The organism is Croceibacterium atlanticum (assembly GCF_001008165.2).
Classification (GTDB): Bacteria; Pseudomonadota; Alphaproteobacteria; order Sphingomonadales; family Sphingomonadaceae; genus Croceibacterium_C; species Croceibacterium_C atlanticum.
Window position 1 is genome coordinate 402,428 of sequence record NZ_CP011452.2, and the last position, 15,933, is coordinate 418,360.

Annotated in this window: 19 protein-coding genes; 10 read left to right on the top strand and 9 right to left on the bottom strand. The window is 60.5% G+C overall.

The annotated features are described in order from the left end of the window. Nucleotides 1-20: 20 nt before the first annotated feature. The 5 genes from WYH_RS01965 to queA all read left to right on the top strand — a co-directional run bounded on the left by WYH_RS01965 (nt 21) and on the right by queA (nt 3,563). Nucleotides 21-269 (top strand): exodeoxyribonuclease VII small subunit, encoded by a 249-nt coding sequence (locus WYH_RS01965; protein ID WP_046902489.1) that lies wholly within the window; start codon nt 21-23, stop codon nt 267-269. 3 nt (nt 270-272) lie between these two features. Beyond that, nucleotides 273-1,178: a polyprenyl synthetase family protein gene (locus WYH_RS01970; RefSeq protein ID WP_046902490.1), complete on the top strand. Its 906-nt coding sequence runs from the start codon at nt 273-275 to the stop codon at nt 1,176-1,178. Continuing rightward, nucleotides 1,175-1,684: a pantetheine-phosphate adenylyltransferase gene (gene coaD / locus WYH_RS01975; RefSeq protein ID WP_046902491.1), complete on the top strand. Its 510-nt coding sequence runs from the start codon at nt 1,175-1,177 to the stop codon at nt 1,682-1,684. The genes WYH_RS01970 and coaD overlap by 4 nt, the downstream gene beginning before the upstream one ends. Before the next feature lie 76 nt (nt 1,685-1,760). Next, entirely contained in the window at nt 1,761-2,450 is a 690-nt protein-coding gene (locus WYH_RS01980) for a peptidylprolyl isomerase (protein ID WP_046902492.1), read from the top strand. 81 nt (nt 2,451-2,531) lie between these two features. Continuing rightward, nucleotides 2,532-3,563: a tRNA preQ1(34) S-adenosylmethionine ribosyltransferase-isomerase QueA gene (gene queA / locus WYH_RS01985; protein ID WP_046904715.1), complete on the top strand. Its 1,032-nt coding sequence runs from the start codon at nt 2,532-2,534 to the stop codon at nt 3,561-3,563. A gap of 3 nt (nt 3,564-3,566) precedes the next feature. Here the strand turns inward: queA and WYH_RS01990 are convergent, their stop codons facing one another. After that, nucleotides 3,567-3,962, bottom strand: a complete 396-nt coding sequence (locus WYH_RS01990; RefSeq protein ID WP_046902493.1) for a cupin domain-containing protein — start codon at nt 3,960-3,962, stop codon at nt 3,567-3,569. Between the two features lie 134 nt (nt 3,963-4,096). Here WYH_RS01990 and WYH_RS01995 point away from each other — a divergent pair, with 134 nt between their 5' ends. From WYH_RS01995 to tgt, 4 genes are all read left to right on the top strand, one after another. Then, complete coding sequence (locus WYH_RS01995) at nt 4,097-5,044, top strand: ABC transporter ATP-binding protein (protein WP_046902494.1); 948 nt, start codon at nt 4,097-4,099, stop codon at nt 5,042-5,044. Beyond that, on the top strand, nt 5,041-5,802 hold the full coding sequence (locus tag WYH_RS02000) for an ABC transporter permease (RefSeq protein WP_046902495.1): 762 nt from the start codon (nt 5,041-5,043) through the stop codon (nt 5,800-5,802). Before WYH_RS01995 ends, WYH_RS02000 begins: the two co-directional genes overlap by 4 nt. A gap of 19 nt (nt 5,803-5,821) precedes the next feature. Beyond that, nucleotides 5,822-6,784, top strand: a complete 963-nt coding sequence (locus tag WYH_RS02005; RefSeq protein ID WP_046902496.1) for a DUF481 domain-containing protein — start codon at nt 5,822-5,824, stop codon at nt 6,782-6,784. A gap of 62 nt (nt 6,785-6,846) precedes the next feature. Next, nucleotides 6,847-7,971 (top strand): tRNA guanosine(34) transglycosylase Tgt, encoded by a 1,125-nt coding sequence (tgt, locus tag WYH_RS02010; protein WP_046902497.1) that lies wholly within the window; start codon nt 6,847-6,849, stop codon nt 7,969-7,971. Nucleotides 7,972-8,086: 115 nt separating this feature from the next. Here the strand turns inward: tgt and rpsD are convergent, their stop codons facing one another. The 6 genes from rpsD to rpiB all read right to left on the bottom strand — a co-directional run bounded on the left by rpsD (nt 8,087) and on the right by rpiB (nt 12,201). Then, nucleotides 8,087-8,701 carry a 30S ribosomal protein S4 gene (gene rpsD / locus WYH_RS02015; RefSeq protein ID WP_046902498.1) on the bottom strand — a complete coding sequence of 205 codons (615 nt, stop codon included), beginning with the start codon at nt 8,699-8,701 and terminating at the stop codon, nt 8,087-8,089. A 168-nt stretch (nt 8,702-8,869) separates the two neighbouring features. Beyond that, nucleotides 8,870-9,172: a hypothetical protein gene (locus tag WYH_RS02020; protein WP_156320047.1), complete on the bottom strand. Its 303-nt coding sequence runs from the start codon at nt 9,170-9,172 to the stop codon at nt 8,870-8,872. Nucleotides 9,173-9,273: 101 nt separating this feature from the next. Beyond that, a complete protein-coding gene (locus tag WYH_RS02025; protein ID WP_413226746.1) occupies nt 9,274-9,981 on the bottom strand; it encodes an RNA methyltransferase in 708 nt (235 codons plus the stop codon). A 1-nt stretch (nt 9,982) separates the two neighbouring features. Further along, nucleotides 9,983-10,444 (bottom strand): transcriptional regulator NrdR, encoded by a 462-nt coding sequence (gene nrdR, locus WYH_RS02030; protein WP_046902501.1) that lies wholly within the window; start codon nt 10,442-10,444, stop codon nt 9,983-9,985. A 3-nt stretch (nt 10,445-10,447) separates the two neighbouring features. Next, nucleotides 10,448-11,755 (bottom strand): serine hydroxymethyltransferase, encoded by a 1,308-nt coding sequence (gene glyA, locus WYH_RS02035; protein ID WP_046902502.1) that lies wholly within the window; start codon nt 11,753-11,755, stop codon nt 10,448-10,450. Then, entirely contained in the window at nt 11,755-12,201 is a 447-nt protein-coding gene (gene rpiB, locus WYH_RS02040; RefSeq protein WP_046904716.1) for a ribose 5-phosphate isomerase B, read from the bottom strand. Before rpiB ends, glyA begins: the two co-directional genes overlap by 1 nt. Here rpiB and WYH_RS02045 point away from each other — a divergent pair. Beyond that, nucleotides 12,188-12,727: a nuclear transport factor 2 family protein gene (locus WYH_RS02045; protein WP_235979763.1), complete on the top strand. Its 540-nt coding sequence runs from the start codon at nt 12,188-12,190 to the stop codon at nt 12,725-12,727. The genes rpiB and WYH_RS02045 overlap by 14 nt on opposite strands. Before the next feature lie 571 nt (nt 12,728-13,298). On the opposite strand, the gene WYH_RS02050 is transcribed toward WYH_RS02045, so the two are convergent. Both WYH_RS02050 and rpoD read right to left on the bottom strand, forming a co-directional pair. Then, complete coding sequence (locus tag WYH_RS02050) at nt 13,299-13,889, bottom strand: DUF2059 domain-containing protein (protein WP_046902504.1); 591 nt, start codon at nt 13,887-13,889, stop codon at nt 13,299-13,301. A 22-nt stretch (nt 13,890-13,911) separates the two neighbouring features. Then, on the bottom strand, nt 13,912-15,927 hold the full coding sequence (gene rpoD / locus WYH_RS02055; RefSeq protein ID WP_046902505.1) for an RNA polymerase sigma factor RpoD: 2,016 nt from the start codon (nt 15,925-15,927) through the stop codon (nt 13,912-13,914). Nucleotides 15,928-15,933 lie beyond the last annotated feature (6 nt).

The following is a 15,933-nucleotide window of genomic DNA, read 5'->3' on the forward strand; positions in this document are numbered from 1 at the left end:
GGACCGCCAATGCTCGTGGAATGGAGGATCAGGGGAACGAAATCGCCGCGATGAGCTTCGAACAGGCGCTTCGCGCGCTGGAAGAGGTCGTGCGCAAGCTCGAAGGCGGGGAAGTTCCGCTCGACGAATCGATCAGCCTTTACGAGCGTGGCGAAAAATTGCGGCAGCATTGCCAGGCGCGGCTCGATTCGGCGCAGGCCCGGATCGAAAAGATCGTGGCCGGTCCGGACGGCAAGCCCGCCGCCGTGCAAGCTTTCGACGCGGACTGACGGATGGGACTGGTTCTGGCCGATGATCTGCTTGGCCGCGGCCTGCAGCGTATCCAGCGAGAGATAGACGCGACTTTTGACGCGATTCTCGAAGTGCCTGAGGACAGCCGCGCACCGCTGGTCGATGCGATGCGCCACGCGGTGATCGGCGGCGGCAAGCGTGTGCGGCCGTTATTGCTGGTGACCGTTGGCGAAATCTATGGCTGTTCGCGCGCTTCCGCTGTTCGCGCCGGCTGCGCGCTGGAAGCCATCCATTGCTATTCGCTGATCCACGACGATCTGCCCTGCATGGATGATGACGACATGCGTCATGGCAAGCCGACCGTGCACAAGGTTTTCGGAGAGGCGACGGCGGTATTGGCCGGCGATGCCTTGCATGCGTTGGCTTTCGACCTGCTGTCCGATCCGGCGACCAGTAGCGATCCCTTCATCCGTGCCGAGCTGGTGCATACGCTGGCAATTGCCAGTGGGCACAAGGGCATGGCCGGCGGGCAGGTGATGGACATGGCGGCGGAGACGACCGAATTCGATCTTCACAGCGTTACCCGGCTCCAGCAATTGAAGACCGGGGCCTTGCTGGGTGCGGCGGTTGAGATGGGCGCCATACTGGGCCGCGTGCCGAATGAGGGCAGGGCGCATCTGCGCAATTACGCCCGCGATATCGGCCTGGCCTTCCAGATCGCCGACGACCTGCTGGACCATGAAGGGGACGAGGAAAAGGCGGGCAAGGCGCTGCGCAAGGATGCGGAACAAGGCAAGGCCACTTTCGTGTCGCTGATGGGGCCGGAAAAGGCGCGCGAACAGGCAAGGGCGCTTAGCGAGCAGGCCGTGGGCCATCTCTGCGGCCATGGCAGCGAAGCGGATCTGCTGCGCGCACTGGCGCGATTCGTGGTGGAGCGGGACAGGTGAACGAACGGGTCGGCCTTTATCCCGGCACCTTCGATCCCGTGACGCTCGGCCATGCGGATATTATTCGCCGCGGGGCCAAGCTGGTCGACCGGCTGATTATCGGCGTTACGACGAACCCGTCGAAGGATCCGATGTTCACCCCGGATGAGCGGATGGAAATGGTTCGTGCGGAAGTGGCTCGCCAGGGTCTTTCCAATGTCGAGGTGAAAAGTTTCAACGCGCTGTTGATGACCTTTGCCGAACGCGAAGGCGCCAGCGTGATCGTGCGCGGCCTGCGTGCCGTGGCCGATTTCGAATATGAATATCAGATGGCGGGCATGAATCAGCAGCTCAATGCCAATATCGAAACCGTGTTCCTGATGGCTGACGTATCCCTGCAACCCATCGCGTCCAAGCTGGTTAAGGAAATCGCCCTGTTCGGCGGCGATATTTCTCCTTTTGTCAGCAGGGATGTGCGGGACCTCGTCGTTTCCCGGGTGGAGAAGATCGGTCGGCGCGGGGATTGAATCGCTCCGTTCATTGAACTGTCAGCGCATCGCCGGTAGGGGCTTCACTGAAATTTCGCAGATGTCTCGAGACCCCATGATCAAACGCCTATTCGTTGCTGCGCTTGCGCTTATTGTCGGCCTGACGCCGGGTTTCGCCCTTGCGCAGGAAACAGGGGAGCCGGCACCGCAGCGTATTCGCGCGGCTGTCGATCCTGACCAGACGCAGGATCTCGACAATCTGCTTTATCTCGATCTGTCCAATGGCAAGCGGGTGGCCATCCGCCTGATGCCGGACTGGGCCCCCAACCATGTGGAACGGATCAAGACGCTGACCCGCCAGGGTTTCTATGACGGGGTGATCTTCCACCGCGTGATCGATGGCTTCATGGCGCAGACCGGGGATCCGACGGGTACGGGCCGCGGCGGATCGGAACTTCCCGATCTGGAGGAAGAATTCAACATGTTCCCGCATGTGCGCGGCACGGTATCCATGGCGCGCGCGGCGGATGAAAACAGCGCGAACAGCCAGTTCTTCATCGTCTTCTATCCGCGTTTCACGCTGGACCGGAAATATACCAATTTCGGCCGTGTCATCGGCGGGATGGACGCGGTGGATGAAATCCATCGCGGTGAACCGCCGGCTGATCCGACCTATATCGTCCAGGCCTCGATCGCATCGGACGGCAAGCCGCAGAAATTCCCCGAAACGGGCGCGGCGGGCAATCCTGTCCTGACGTCGGAGGAACTGGACCAGGTCGCCGGCAGCCAGGCGACGGGCAGCTAGTCTTCCCAAGCGGCGTTTGCGCGCCTAACCGCGCTGTCATGCACGCCTTTGCAACAGATTTGGATAATGGGTTCGCACGCCATGCGTGTTGATCTGTTCGATTTCGACCTTCCGCCTGAACGGATCGCCCTGCGCCCGGCACGCCCGCGGGATGCGTCGCGTATGCTGGTGGTTCGCGCAGAAGGTGCCTTTGAAGACCGGATCGCGCGCGACCTGCCTGCCATGCTGCGGCCGGGGGATGTGCTGGTCTTCAACGATACCAAGGTCATTCCCGCGCAACTGGAAGGGCGGCGCGGCGAGGCGCGGATTGGCGCAACCTTGCACAAGCGGCTGGATTTGCGACGCTGGCAGGCCTTCATCCGCAACGCCAAGCGGCTGCGGCCAGAGGATATTATTGACTTCGGGGCCGACGTCACCGCTCTGGCCGAACAGCGGCACGATGATGGCAGCTGGACGCTCGCCTTCCAGGGTGAAGAGCCGGTGGAGGTGTTGCTGGAACGGGCAGGGCGGATGCCTCTGCCGCCCTATATCGCCGGAAAGCGCGAAATGGACGAGGCCGATCGCGAGGATTATCAGACGATCTTCGCGCGGGAGGAAGGGGCGGTGGCTGCACCCACGGCTGCGCTGCATTTCACGCCTCAACTGCTGGCCGCGCTGGACGAAGCCGGTGTGAAGCGGGAAACGCTTACCCTGCATGTGGGGGCGGGAACCTTCCTTCCGGTGAAGGCGGAAGATACGGCAGACCATGCCATGCATTCCGAATGGGGCCGCATCGAACAGGCGACGGCCGACCGGCTCAACGCCGCGCGCAAGGCTGGCAACCGGGTCATCGCGGTCGGCACTACCAGCCTGCGCCTGCTGGAAAGCGCCACCGGCGAAGACGGAGTGATCCGTCCCTTCGCCGGCGATACGGCGATCTTCATCACGCCCGGCTATCGATTCCGGGCGATTGATGGGCTGATGACCAATTTCCACCTGCCCAAATCGACGCTGTTCATGCTGGTCAGCGCGCTGATGGGGTTGGAACGGATGCAGGCTGCATATGCCCATGCGATCGAAGCGGGATATCGCTTCTATTCATACGGGGATGCGAGCCTGCTCCTGCCTGACTGACCCCTATTCGGTGGTCTTGCCGTCGAAATGTTCGTGGGAAGCACTCGCTTCCTCGCAAGTCTTGTGGATCGTTCCGTCAATATGTTCGGGCGGCCCATAGACGGTGTAAAGCTTGAGCGGTTCCTTGCCGGTGCAGACGACATTGTGGCGCGCGCCCTGCGGTACGATCACGGCGTCGTCCGCTTTCACGGCATAGACATTATCGTCCACCGTCACTTCGCCTTCGCCTGCTTCGAAGCGGAAAAACTGGTCGCGGTCGTCATGCACTTCGGCGCCGATTTCCTCACCGGGCTGAATGGTCATCAGCACGAGCTGCAGGTTGTGGCCGGTATAAAGCACCTTGCGGAACAGCTCGTTATCCTCGGTGGCCTTCTCGATATTGTCGAAATAACCCTTCATGCGCGTCTCCTTTTCGCATCTTTCATAGCTGCAATCTGGCTTAGGGCACCTTGCGCTCGGTCAAGCAAGCCCGGCTTGTTCATTAACCGGCAAGGCGCGCTTGCAATCCTCTGCGCTTGATCCATGTATGCCCCGTGGCCGACCCCATTCTCGACATTCGCGGTCTTTCCAAGACCTATAAGGGCGGCGTTACCGCTCTTGCCGGTGTGGACCTTCAGATTCGCAAAGGGGAAATCTTCGCCTTGCTCGGGCCGAATGGCGCGGGAAAGACGACGCTGATCGGCGCGGTTTGCGGCCTGGTGCGACCGACCGGCGGGACGATCCACGCTTTCGGCGAAGATATGGCGAAGCATTGGCGCGGCCTGCGCGGGCGGATCGGCCTCGTGCCGCAGGAACTCGGCTTCGACATGTTCGACACGGTGATCCGTTCGGTCCGCTATTCCCGCGGCATGTTCGGCTGTGCGCCTGATGCCGCGCGGATCGAGGAAGTCCTGCGGAGCCTCAGCCTGTGGGACAAGCGCGACGCCAAGATCCGCGAACTTTCCGGCGGCATGAAACGCCGTGTGCTGATTGCCAAGGCGCTCGCCCACGATCCCGAACTGCTTTTTCTCGATGAACCCACGGCCGGCGTCGATGTCGAATTGCGGCGGGACATGTGGCAGCAGATCGACGCGCTGCGCGCGCGTGGCACCACCATTATCCTGACCACCCACTATATCGAAGAGGCCGAGGAAATGGCCGATCGCGTGGGGGTGATAAACAAGGGCCGGATCCTGCTGGTGGACGAAAAGGACGCCATCATGGCGCAGCTCGGCCGCACGGAGGCGCGTATCGCGCTCACCAATCCCATGGCCAGTCTGCCGCCCGCCCTGTCCGGATATTCCGTGACGCTGGAGGATGAAGGGCGCAGCCTGGTCTATCGCGGCGGAGACGGGACCGGGAAGGGCAAGCAGGAAACTGCCGAACTGGTAAAGACTCTGGTCCGCGAAGGCATCGATTTTGAAGGGCTGGAAACGGCGGAATCGAGCCTGGAGGAGATCTTTGTCAACCTGCTCGAACATCGCGGGGAGAGCGCGGCATGAATCTGCGCGGCGCGATCGCGATCTTCAATAATGAGGTGATGCGGGCTTTCCGGACGATCTATGGGTCGATCATTTCGCCCGTGCTCACGACCTCGCTCTATTTCATCGTATTCGGTGCGGCGATTGGCGGGCGGATCAACGAGATTGGCGGCGTGTCCTACGGCGCCTTCATCGTTCCTGGCCTGCTGATGCTGACGCTCCTGTCGGAAAGCACCTCCAATGCGAGTTTCGGAATCTATATGCCGCGCTTCACCGGCGCGATATATGAGTTGCTGTCCGCCCCTGTCGGTGTGGTTGAAACGCTGATCGGATTTGTCGGGGCAGCGGCTGCCAAATCGCTGATCCTTGCCTCCATCATCCTGCTGACAGCCAAGCTGTTCGTGGATTACGAGATTGCCCATCCGCTGCTGGCGATTGGTTATATCCTGCTCGTATCCGCCAGTTTCTCCCTCTTCGGGTTTATCCTTGGCATCTGGGCCGATGGCTGGGAACGGTTGCAGATCGTGCCCCTGTTGATCCTGACACCGCTGACTTTTCTTGGCGGCACGTTCTATTCGCTGGAAATGCTGGGCGAACCGTGGCGCACCATCGCCATGTTCAATCCCATCGTTTACCTCGTGAACGGCTTGCGCTGGACATTCACCGGCACGTCGGATTTCGATATCTGGCTGTCCTTCGGCATGACGATCGGTTTTCTGGCACTTTGTGTCGCGATCATCAGTGTGATCTTCGTTACCGGGTGGCGGCTTCGCGATTGAGGCGCTAGCTATTGCGCCCATGATTCAGCCGAAATCTGCCCTTCATGTCGCACTTGGCCTGTTTGCGGCCGCCTGCATCACCCAGCCGGCACTTGCGGAAATTCCCGATCCGGTGCGGGCAATGGTCGAAGCCGCGATCGCCACGGGAGATGAAGCGAAGGTCAGGACGGTCATCGAACTGGCCAAGCAGACCAATCCGGACGAAGCGGACGCGCTGGACGAAATGTTCCAGGATTTCCGCAAGAAACGGCGTGAACTCGCCGCGGCAGAGGCGAAGCGCAAGGAACAGGAAATCCGCGAAGCCGGCGTTTTTGAACGTTGGAGCGGCAAGGGGCAGGTCGGTGCCTTCCGCAATACCGGAAATAGCGACAATGTCGGCGTCTCGCTCGCCCTCTCGCTGGAGCGGACGGGGATCGACTGGCAGCACCGGATGAATGCCACTGCCGATTATCAGCGCAGCAACGGCGTGACTTCGCGCGAACAATATCTTTTCGCTTACGAGCCACGATACCAGATCAACAGCAAGCTGTTTTCCTATGCGCTGGCACAATATGAACGGGATCGCTTTCAGGGCTTTTCCTCGCGATATTCCGTATCGGGCGGCCTCGGCTACAAGGTATTCAACAGCAATGACCTGAAACTGTCAGTCAAGGCCGGCCCGTCCTGGCGGCAGGTCGATTATACGGAAGGTACGAGCGAGAGCGGGCTGGGCGGACTGGTCGGGCTGGATTTCGACTGGAACATCACCGATGCACTTACGCTGACGCAGGATGCCAATATGGTTGCCGACAGCAGCGGTGCGGCCACGCTGGTGGTCGACTCCACCTCCACCAGTGTCTTGCTGACCACGGGGCTGGAGGCCAGGATCAGTAATCGGCTGAGCACCAGGCTGTCCTACACGATCGATTACGACAGCACTCCGCCCGAAGGTAAGGTCTCTACCGATACTTTGAGCCGTTTCACGCTCGTCTACGGCTTCTGAAGGCAGTACGGGCAGCAATCGCGCATTGCCCGCCACAGCCACTCGGTCTAGCGCGCCGGGCGATGACACGCTTTTCCTTCTCAATTCACGCGCGCGACGGCAAGGCGCGGACCGGGCAGATCACCATGCGTCGGGGCGAAATCCGGACGCCGGCCTTCATGCCTGTCGGCACTGCCGCGACCGTAAAGGCAATGAAGCCCGAAGATGTCCGGCGCACGGGTGCCGACATCATTCTCGGCAATACCTACCACCTGATGCTGCGTCCGGGGGCGGAGCGCGTGGCCAGGCTCGGCGGATTGCACAAATTCATGAACTGGGAACGGCCGATCCTGACCGATAGCGGCGGCTATCAGGTGATGAGCCTGTCCGATCTGCGCAAGCTGACCGAACAGGGCGTCGAATTTCGCAGCCATCTGGACGGTTCACGGCATATGTTGAGCCCCGAACGGTCGATGGAAATCCAGCGGCTTCTGGGCTCCGATATCGTGATGGCTTTCGATGAATGCCCGCGGGCGGATCAGCCCCCCGATGTCATCGCGAAATCAATGGAACTTTCCATGCGCTGGGCGCGGCGCAGCCGGGATGCGTTCGATGCCGGGGGCGAACATGCCGAAGGGGCGGCATTGTTTGGCATTCAGCAGGGCGCCTTGTCGGAAGACTTGCGCCAGGCATCGGCGCAGGCCCTCACGGAGATCGGCTTCGATGGTTATGCGATCGGCGGCCTTGCCGTGGGTGAAGGGCAGGAGGCGATGTTCGCCACGCTGGATTTCGCGCCGGGCCAGCTTCCGGATGACCGCCCGCGTTATCTCATGGGTGTCGGCAAACCGGATGATCTGGTCGGCGCGGTGGAGCGCGGCGTGGACATGTTCGATTGCGTTCTGCCGACCAGGTCTGGCCGCAATGGGCAGGCCTTCACCTGGAGTGGGCCGCTGAACCTGCGCAACGCCCGGCACGCCGAAGATACCGGTCCGCTGGACGAAAAATGCACATGCCCGACCTGCGGCACATATTCACGCGCTTATCTCCACCATTTGCAGAAAAGTGGCGAGATTCTGGGCGCCATGCTGGTGACTGAACATAATTTGTCATTCTACCAGCAATTGATGCAGGCGATGCGGCTGGCGATTGCCGAAGGGCGGTTCTCTTCCTTCGCCGCGGAATTCCGCCGGGACTATCTCAGGAAGTGAAGGCGGCAACCTGCAGGGAGTAGCGAACCGCTTCCCGCAGGAGAAATACCGGGCACCAGATACAAAAAGGGCGGCTCCGCGGAGCCGCCCTTTTCCGTGTCGGTACGAAACCGGATCAGCGCGAGTAGAACTCGACCACCAGGTTCGGTTCCATCGTCACCGGATAGGGGACTTCATCCAGCTTGGGTACGCGGGTGAAGGTGACCTTGTCGGTGCCGTCGGGCGCGACATATTCCGGGATCTCGCGTTCCGGCAGGCTCTGGGCTTCGATAACCAGCGCCATTTCCTTGGCCTTGCTGCCCAGGCTGATCACGTCACCCGGAAGCACGCGGCGGCTGGCGACATTGCACTTCACGCCGTTGACGAGGATGTGGCCGTGGCTCACGATCTGGCGAGCGGCGAAGATGGTCGGCGCGAACTTGGCGCGATAGACGACCATGTCCAGGCGCTGTTCCAGAAGACCGATCAGGTTCTGGCCGGTATCGCCCTTCAGGCTAGCCGCTTCCTTGTAGGTGCGGCGGAACTGCTTTTCGGTCACATCGCCGTAATAGCCCTTCAGCTTCTGCTTGGCGCGAAGCTGCAGACCGTAATCGGACATCTTGCCCTTGCGGCGCTGGCCATGCTGGCCCGGGCCGTAGGAACGGCGGTTTACCGGAGAATTCGGACGACCCCAGATGTTTTCGCCCATCCGGCGGTCGAGTTTGTACTTGGCGCTCTTGCGCTTCGACATAAGTCACTTCCTTCGATTTGCTGTCACCGCCCGTTTGGCGGCGCTTCAACCCGGCGTCGCACCGCATGACCAGAAGCCATGCGCGGCCACCGCTTCACCGGGATGCGGGGCCAATTCGCGAGCGGCGCCATTGGCCGTTCGCGCCGGAAAAGTCAAGTTGTTCGGTGATTACATGCCTGAGTTGGGATTGGCCGAGTTCGGATGATTGGCGGCGCGGCCCATTTCATCCAGTCCCATCTTGGTATTACGGTGAAGTTCATCCCACTGGGCGCGGGTCAGGCAGATGCGATTGACCCGTGTGCGCGAGCCTGTGACCTTTTCGGTCCGGCAGATCTTCTTGTCCTTATCGACATTGGCATCTGCGACCTGTTCAGCCTTTTCGGAATCTTCCTGCCCGTCTTCCGGAGAAGAGGCCATGGCTGTGCCTGAAACAAGAAATGCTGCGATTGCCGTGAGGCAAGCCTTATTCATCAATCCGCTCCCGTCGGTTGCATTGTGCAATATTGTTCTTGTCCGGCGAGACTAACGTATTTCAGTTGCAGGGTCCAATTGAAGGAAAACGGGCGGCGCCTTCACGTGCGGTCCCGCTTCTCCAGCGAACTCAGGATTCCGCGCAGGGTGCGGATTTCCAGATGGTTCCAGCCCGGCTTGGTCAGCATGGACCGCAATGTGCGCCGGGTGGCGGCTGCCCTGCTTTCGGGCAGAAAATAGCCTTTCGGCTCCAGCATATGGCCGAGATGCGCGATAAGGCCTTCCAGCTCCTCCTGCGGTGCGGGAGGCAGCAATTCCTCTTCCGTGGGGGCAACAAGGTCCTGATGCTTGGACCATTCATAGGCGCAGAGGATCACCGCCTGGGCAAGGTTGAGCGAGCCGAATTCCGGGTTGATCGGCACGGTGACGATGGCACGGGCGAGGGCGACATCTTCCGTTTCCAGGCCGGATCTTTCCGGGCCGAACAGGATTGCGCTCCGTCCGACGGCCGTTGCGATATTTTTCGCCGCCGCTTCCGGCGTGAATACGGGCTTGGTCACACCACGCTTGCGCACGGTAGTGGCATAGACATGCGCGCAATCGGCCACTGCTTCGGCCACGCTATCGAAAACGCGCGCTTCTTCCAGCACCCGGTCTGCACCGGCTGCGGCGGGCCCGGCGGAAGGATTGGGCCATCCGTCACGCGGGGCGACCAGTCGCATCTCGGTCAGCCCGAAATTGAGCATCGCCCGGGCCGCCTTGCCGATATTTTCGCCAAGCTGGGGGCGGACCAGCACGATGGCGGGCATTTCACTCCGTTCCGACATCGCGCACGGTACTCGCAAATTCTTCAAAATCGCGTGCTTCGGAGAAGTCGCGATAGACGCTGGCGAAGCGAATATAGGCAACGCTGTCCAATTGGCGCAGCCCTTCCATCACCATCTCGCCCAGACGCGATGATGGCACTTCGCTTTCGCCCGAGGTTTCCACCTGGCGCTGGATTCCCGAAACGAGCTGGTCAATTCTCTCCTGTTCGACCCCGCGCTTGCGACAGGCCAGCGACACCGATTGTTCGATCTTCCGGCGATCGAAAGATTCGCGTCTGTCGCCATTCTTCACGATCGTCACTTCGCGCAATTGCACGCGTTCGAAAGTCGTGAAGCGGGCGCCGCAACTCGTGCATTGGCGGCGCCTGCGAATGGCGCTGTTGTCCTCGGTCGGGCGCGAATCCTTTACCTGGCTGTCCTCATGCGCGCAAAAGGGACATCGCACAGGTCAACGCCTCGGATAGACGGGGAAGGCTTCGCACAATTCGCCGACCCGGCGACGCACGCTTTCCTCCACCTGGGCGTCGCCCTCGTCTCCATTCCGGCGCATACCTTCCAGCACTTCGGCCAGAAGGCCCCCGACCTTGCGGAATTCAGCCGGGCCGAAGCCGCGCGTCGTGCCGGCGGGCGAGCCAAGGCGGATGCCTGAGGTCTTGGTCGGCGGCAGCGGATCGAAGGGGATCGCGTTCTTGTTACAGGTAAGGAATGCGCGGTCGAGGCCGGTTTCAGCGGCCTTGCCGGTCACTTCCTTGGGGGTCAGGTCCACCAGCATAAGGTGGTTATCCGTACCGCCGGAAATGATGCGCAGGCCCTGTTCTTCCAGGCTGGCTGCAAGCGCCTTGGCATTCTCCACCACCGACGCCGCATAGGTCTTGAATTCGGGACGCAATGCCTCGCCGAAAGCTACTGCCTTGGCTGCGATCACATGCATCAGCGGGCCACCCTGCATCCCCGGGAAGACGGCGGAATTGAACTTCTTCGCCAGCTTCTCGTCATTGGTCAGGATGATGCCTGAACGCGGGCCGCGCAGGCTCTTGTGGGTGGTGCTGGTTACCACATGGGCATGGGGGAAGGGCGAGGGATGGGCCCCGCCGGCAACCAGCCCGGAGAAGTGCGACATGTCCACCAGCAACCAGGCGCCGACTTCGTCCGCGATCTCGCGGAAACGGGCGAAATCCCAATGGCGGGGATAGGCAGTGCCGCCGGCAATGATCAGCTTCGGCTTGTGTTCGCGCGCCAGCCGGACAATTTCGTCCATGTCGAGCAACTGGTCTTCCTCGCGCACGCCATAAGGCACGGCGTTGAACCACTTCCCGCTCATGTTCACGGGCGATCCGTGGGTCAGATGGCCACCGGCGGCGAGGTCCAGCCCCATGAAAGTGTCGCCGGGCTGAAGCAGGGCGAGAAACACCGCCTGGTTCATCTGGCTGCCGGAATTGGGCTGCACATTGGCGAATTCGCAGCCAAACAGGGCCTTGGCGCGTTCGATGGCCAGTGTTTCCACTTCGTCCACGATCTCGCACCCGCCATAATAGCGGCGGCCCGGATAACCTTCGGCATATTTGTTGGTCAGCACCGATCCGGTGGCTTCCAGCACGGCGCGGCTGACGATGTTCTCGCTGGCGATCAGTTCAATACGGTCACGCTGACGATTGAGCTCGCGGCCGATGATGTCGGCAACGGCGGGATCTGCGTCTTCCAGGCTGTCCTGCCAGAAATGCTGAAGCGGTTCGCCCTGGGCGGGATTGGTACTCATCAAGATACGTCCTGCGGTATTTGGGAAAGTTTGGCGACGCGGCCGGTATGACGGTCGCCGGCAAAGGATGTGGCGAGGAAGGTTTCGATGCAGGCCTTGGCCATGTCCACGCCGGTCAGCCGCGCCCCGATGGCGATGGCATTGGCGTCGTTATGTTCGCGGCAGAGTCTGGCCGAAAGCGGTTCGGACACGAGGGCGCAGCGCAGGGCAGGGTGGCGATTGACGGCAATCGAGATGCCTATGCCGCTGCCGCAAAGCGCAATTCCACGTTCCGCTTGGCCATCCGCAACATGCTGCGCGAGGCGATAGCCGAAGTCCGGATAATCGACTCGAGAATCGTTTTCCGGACCAAGGTCGGCGACCTCGTGCCCGCATTCACGCAGCCATTTGCCAAGCTCCTGCTTCAGGTCGAATGCTGCGTGGTCGGATGCGATGGCGATTTTCATGCGGGCGCACATAAGCACTCGCGGCGTGTATAGCCACCGCAAATGGGCTTTGTCCCCCAGCAGTGCTTCTATAGGATGCGCCAAAAGGGAAAATTGGGTGACCGAAAACGACTATCTCCGTTATGTCGAGGCGTTCAACGCGCGGGATTACGGCACGCTGGAGACGTTCTTCACCGACGATTTCGTGCTTGAGAATGCCGGCTTCCGCGTCGAAGGGAAGAAGGCGTTCCGCGAATTTTACGCCTTTTTCCATGAGTTTTGCCGTGAAGAGGTGATCTTCAAGGGGTTTTACCCGGGGGCGGACGGATTCGTGGCCAATGTCATCATCCGTTTCACCGGCCTGCGGGACCTGTCGCCCGAAATTCTTGAGGAAAGAGGTTTCCAGGGCATGACGCCGGTTCCACGGGGGGAAAGCGTCGATGTGGAATTCCTGATTCATTACCGCGTCAACCCGGCCGGGCTGATCGACTTTATCAAAGGTGCGGTGTGGGTTCCCGCTGCCGCTCCTGATCGGGCGGTTCAGTAGTTACGGCAATGGGCGGAGGAGCCGTGAAGGGCCGTTCGAGGCTCTTGGGGGTTGGCCTTGTCCATCCCCGCACCGCGCCGACGCGCACGAGGCCGCAGCGCCGGCAGCGCTTCACTATACGTGCCGGGCGGATCGTCGCGGGACGCTTCACCAAGCCGTGAAATCCGATCTTGCAGAGCCAATCCACTCCCGTCGCCTTCTGGCGCCGGGGCGATAGGGTCAGCTTGCGATGCGGAAAACCATGGAGAGTAAAATGCCCCATAACAATACAGAAACCACGGAGGCACGCAGGAGGTTAAGCCTGCCGACTTCGGCTGCGTAAGATCCAGCCACCGTTCCGGACAAGTCCTGCAACCTACCTCTCCTATCTCATCTGCTTATTATGGTTAATTTACGGAATATTTGTCGCCTGTAAAGATTATCAACATTGATGAAGGCAGCGCTCCCTGCGGCGACATCACCTTTCCGAATATCAACGGCTGGAATTTTCTTTGTTTCCGGCAAAGCGCATTGGCCGGGCCACCAGCCCGGAGTAACGAGCGTTACTGTTCAGATGCCAGAATTCGGGCGCTCAATTCGCGTTGAGCTGTTCCGCCACTTCCGGATTGTTTTTCAGATATTCGCCCAGCTTCACTGACAGTTCCTGCTGCAAGCTGCGCTGCGCCTGCTGCAGATCGGCAAAATAGGCCGTGTTGGCGGCAGCCACCGCCGGATCGCCCATAAGAGAGGCCGATTTCACAAGATAATGTTCACCGGCAGGCGTTTTCGCAAATTCGTGAATCCTGCGCAGCTCTTCCAGGGAAAATTCGTTGGTATAGGCGATAGCCGTTCCATCGATGATATTCGGCAGATGTTTGCGGACCAGCGGCATCAGCCGGTCCGGTATGTCGTCGAGATAGGACTCGACGATGGCTCTTAGCCCTGGATCAGCGATCGCGTCCTGGGGTAGGGCCTGCCGGAACTGGCTGGCCACCTGTGCAATCAGCGTGTTGAAAGTTTCTTCCCGTTCAGCCGGCGGGAACATGATTTCCATGATCGCCCGCGCTTCCGCCAATTCGGCGGGATCGGCGTTTGCAGGAGGGGGAGCATTCTGAGCGAGAACCGCGTTCGGCATGGCGATGCCGATCAATCCGGCGAAGATTGCCGGTGCCAGTCTTCTCATTCTACTCCCCCCTAAAGTGATCCTATTGATCGAGGAAGGAACGCATCTTCCTGCTGCGGCTGGGATGCTTGAGCTTGCGCAGCGCCTTCGCTTCGATCTGGCGAATACGTTCACGGGTAACCGAGAACTGCTGGCCGACTTCCTCCAGCGTGTGGTCCGTGTTCATGCCGATGCCGAAACGCATGCGGAGAACGCGTTCCTCGCGCGGCGTCAGCGATGCCAGAACGCGGGTAACCGTTTCCTTGAGGTTGGCCTGGATCGCAGCATCCACCGGGATGACGGCGTTCTTGTCCTCGATGAAATCGCCCAGATGGCTGTCTTCCTCGTCGCCGATGGGCGTTTCGAGGGAGATAGGCTCCTTGGCGATCTTCATCACCTTGCGCACTTTTTCCAGCGGCATGGAAAGACGCTCGGCCATTTCTTCCGGCGTCGGTTCGCGGCCCTGTTCATGCAGGAACTGGCGGCTGGTGCGGACCAGCTTGTTGATCGTCTCGATCATGTGGACCGGGATACGGATGGTCCGCGCCTGATCGGCGATCGAACGGGTGATCGCCTGCCGGATCCACCAGGTCGCATAGGTGCTGAACTTGTAGCCGCGGCGGTACTCGAACTTGTCGACCGCCTTCATCAGGCCGATATTGCCTTCCTGGATCAGGTCCAGGAATTGCAGGCCGCGATTGGTGTATTTCTTGGCGATGGAGATCACGAGGCGGAGATTGGCTTCCACCATCTCCTTCTTCGCGATGCGCGCTTCGCGTTCGCCCTTCTGCACCATGTTCACGATGCGGCGGAATTCATCCAGGCTCATGCCGGTCTGGCTGGCGATGTCAGCAATCTCGGCACGAATGCGCTCGACAGCTTCGCCTTCCTTCTCCGCGAAGGCGGCCCATTTCTTGTCCTTCTTCGCCACGGATTTGAGCCAGCCATCGTCCAGCTCGTTGCCGATATAGGCGTCGAGGAAGTCCTTCCGTTTGACCTTGTGACGTTCTGCCAGACGCAGCATCTGGCCGCCAAGTGCGGTCAGGCGGCGATTGAAGGCATAGAGATTGTCGACCAGATATTCGATCTTGGTCGCGTGGAACTGCACGCTTTCGACTTCGGCGGTGAGGTCTTCGCGCAGCTTTTCATACTTCGCTTCGCGCGAGGCCGGGAAATCTTCGCCCCGGCCGAGAATCTCGACCCGCTCGGCCTGGATCTTCTCGAATTTCTTGAACAGGTCGGTGATGCGGGCAAAGCGTTCGATGGCATCGGGCTTCAGCGCCGCTTCCATCTGGGCGAGGCTCAGCGTGTTGTCGTCCTCGTCGTCCTCTTCGCGGCGACGGCCGGAACCTTCGCCATCCTCGTCGTCTCCCGAGGCTTCTTCCTCATCCTCGTCATCATCTTCGCGGATGGTGGGACCGGCGGTTTCCTCGCTGATTTCGCCGCTATCGTCGTCTTCGCCTTCTTCCATCTTGTCGACGGGAGGCTCTTTCGAAAGCATCGCGTCGAGATCGAGGATCTCGCGCAGCTGCATTTCCTCGTTATTGAGCGCTTCCGACCACATGATGATGGCGTGAAAGGTGATCGGGCTTTCGCAAAGGCCCATGATCATCGTGTCGCGACCAGCCTCGATACGCTTGGCGATCGCGATTTCGCCTTCGCGGCTGAGGAGTTCCACCGCGCCCATTTCGCGCAGATACATGCGCACGGGATCGTCCGTACGCTCGGTGGTTTCCTTCTTTTTCTTTTCGGGGACGTTCTTCTGTTCGGCATCGTCCGTGCCGCTGTCCTGCGACGCGATTTCCTCGACGCCGCCGTCTTCGTCTTCCTGCGCGTCCTCGTCATTTTCGACGATCTGCACGCCCATTTCGGAAAGAGCGGTCTGGATGTCCTCGATCTGATCCGGGCTCATCTGGTCCGAAGGCAGCGCTTCGTTCAGCTCATCATAAGTGACGTAGCCGCGGCGTTTCGCCTTCGCGATGAGCTTCTTGATCGATGCTTCGTTGAGATCAATCAGCGGCGCATCTTCGTTTTGCTTGGTCTTGGCTTCGGACGCCATCTATCG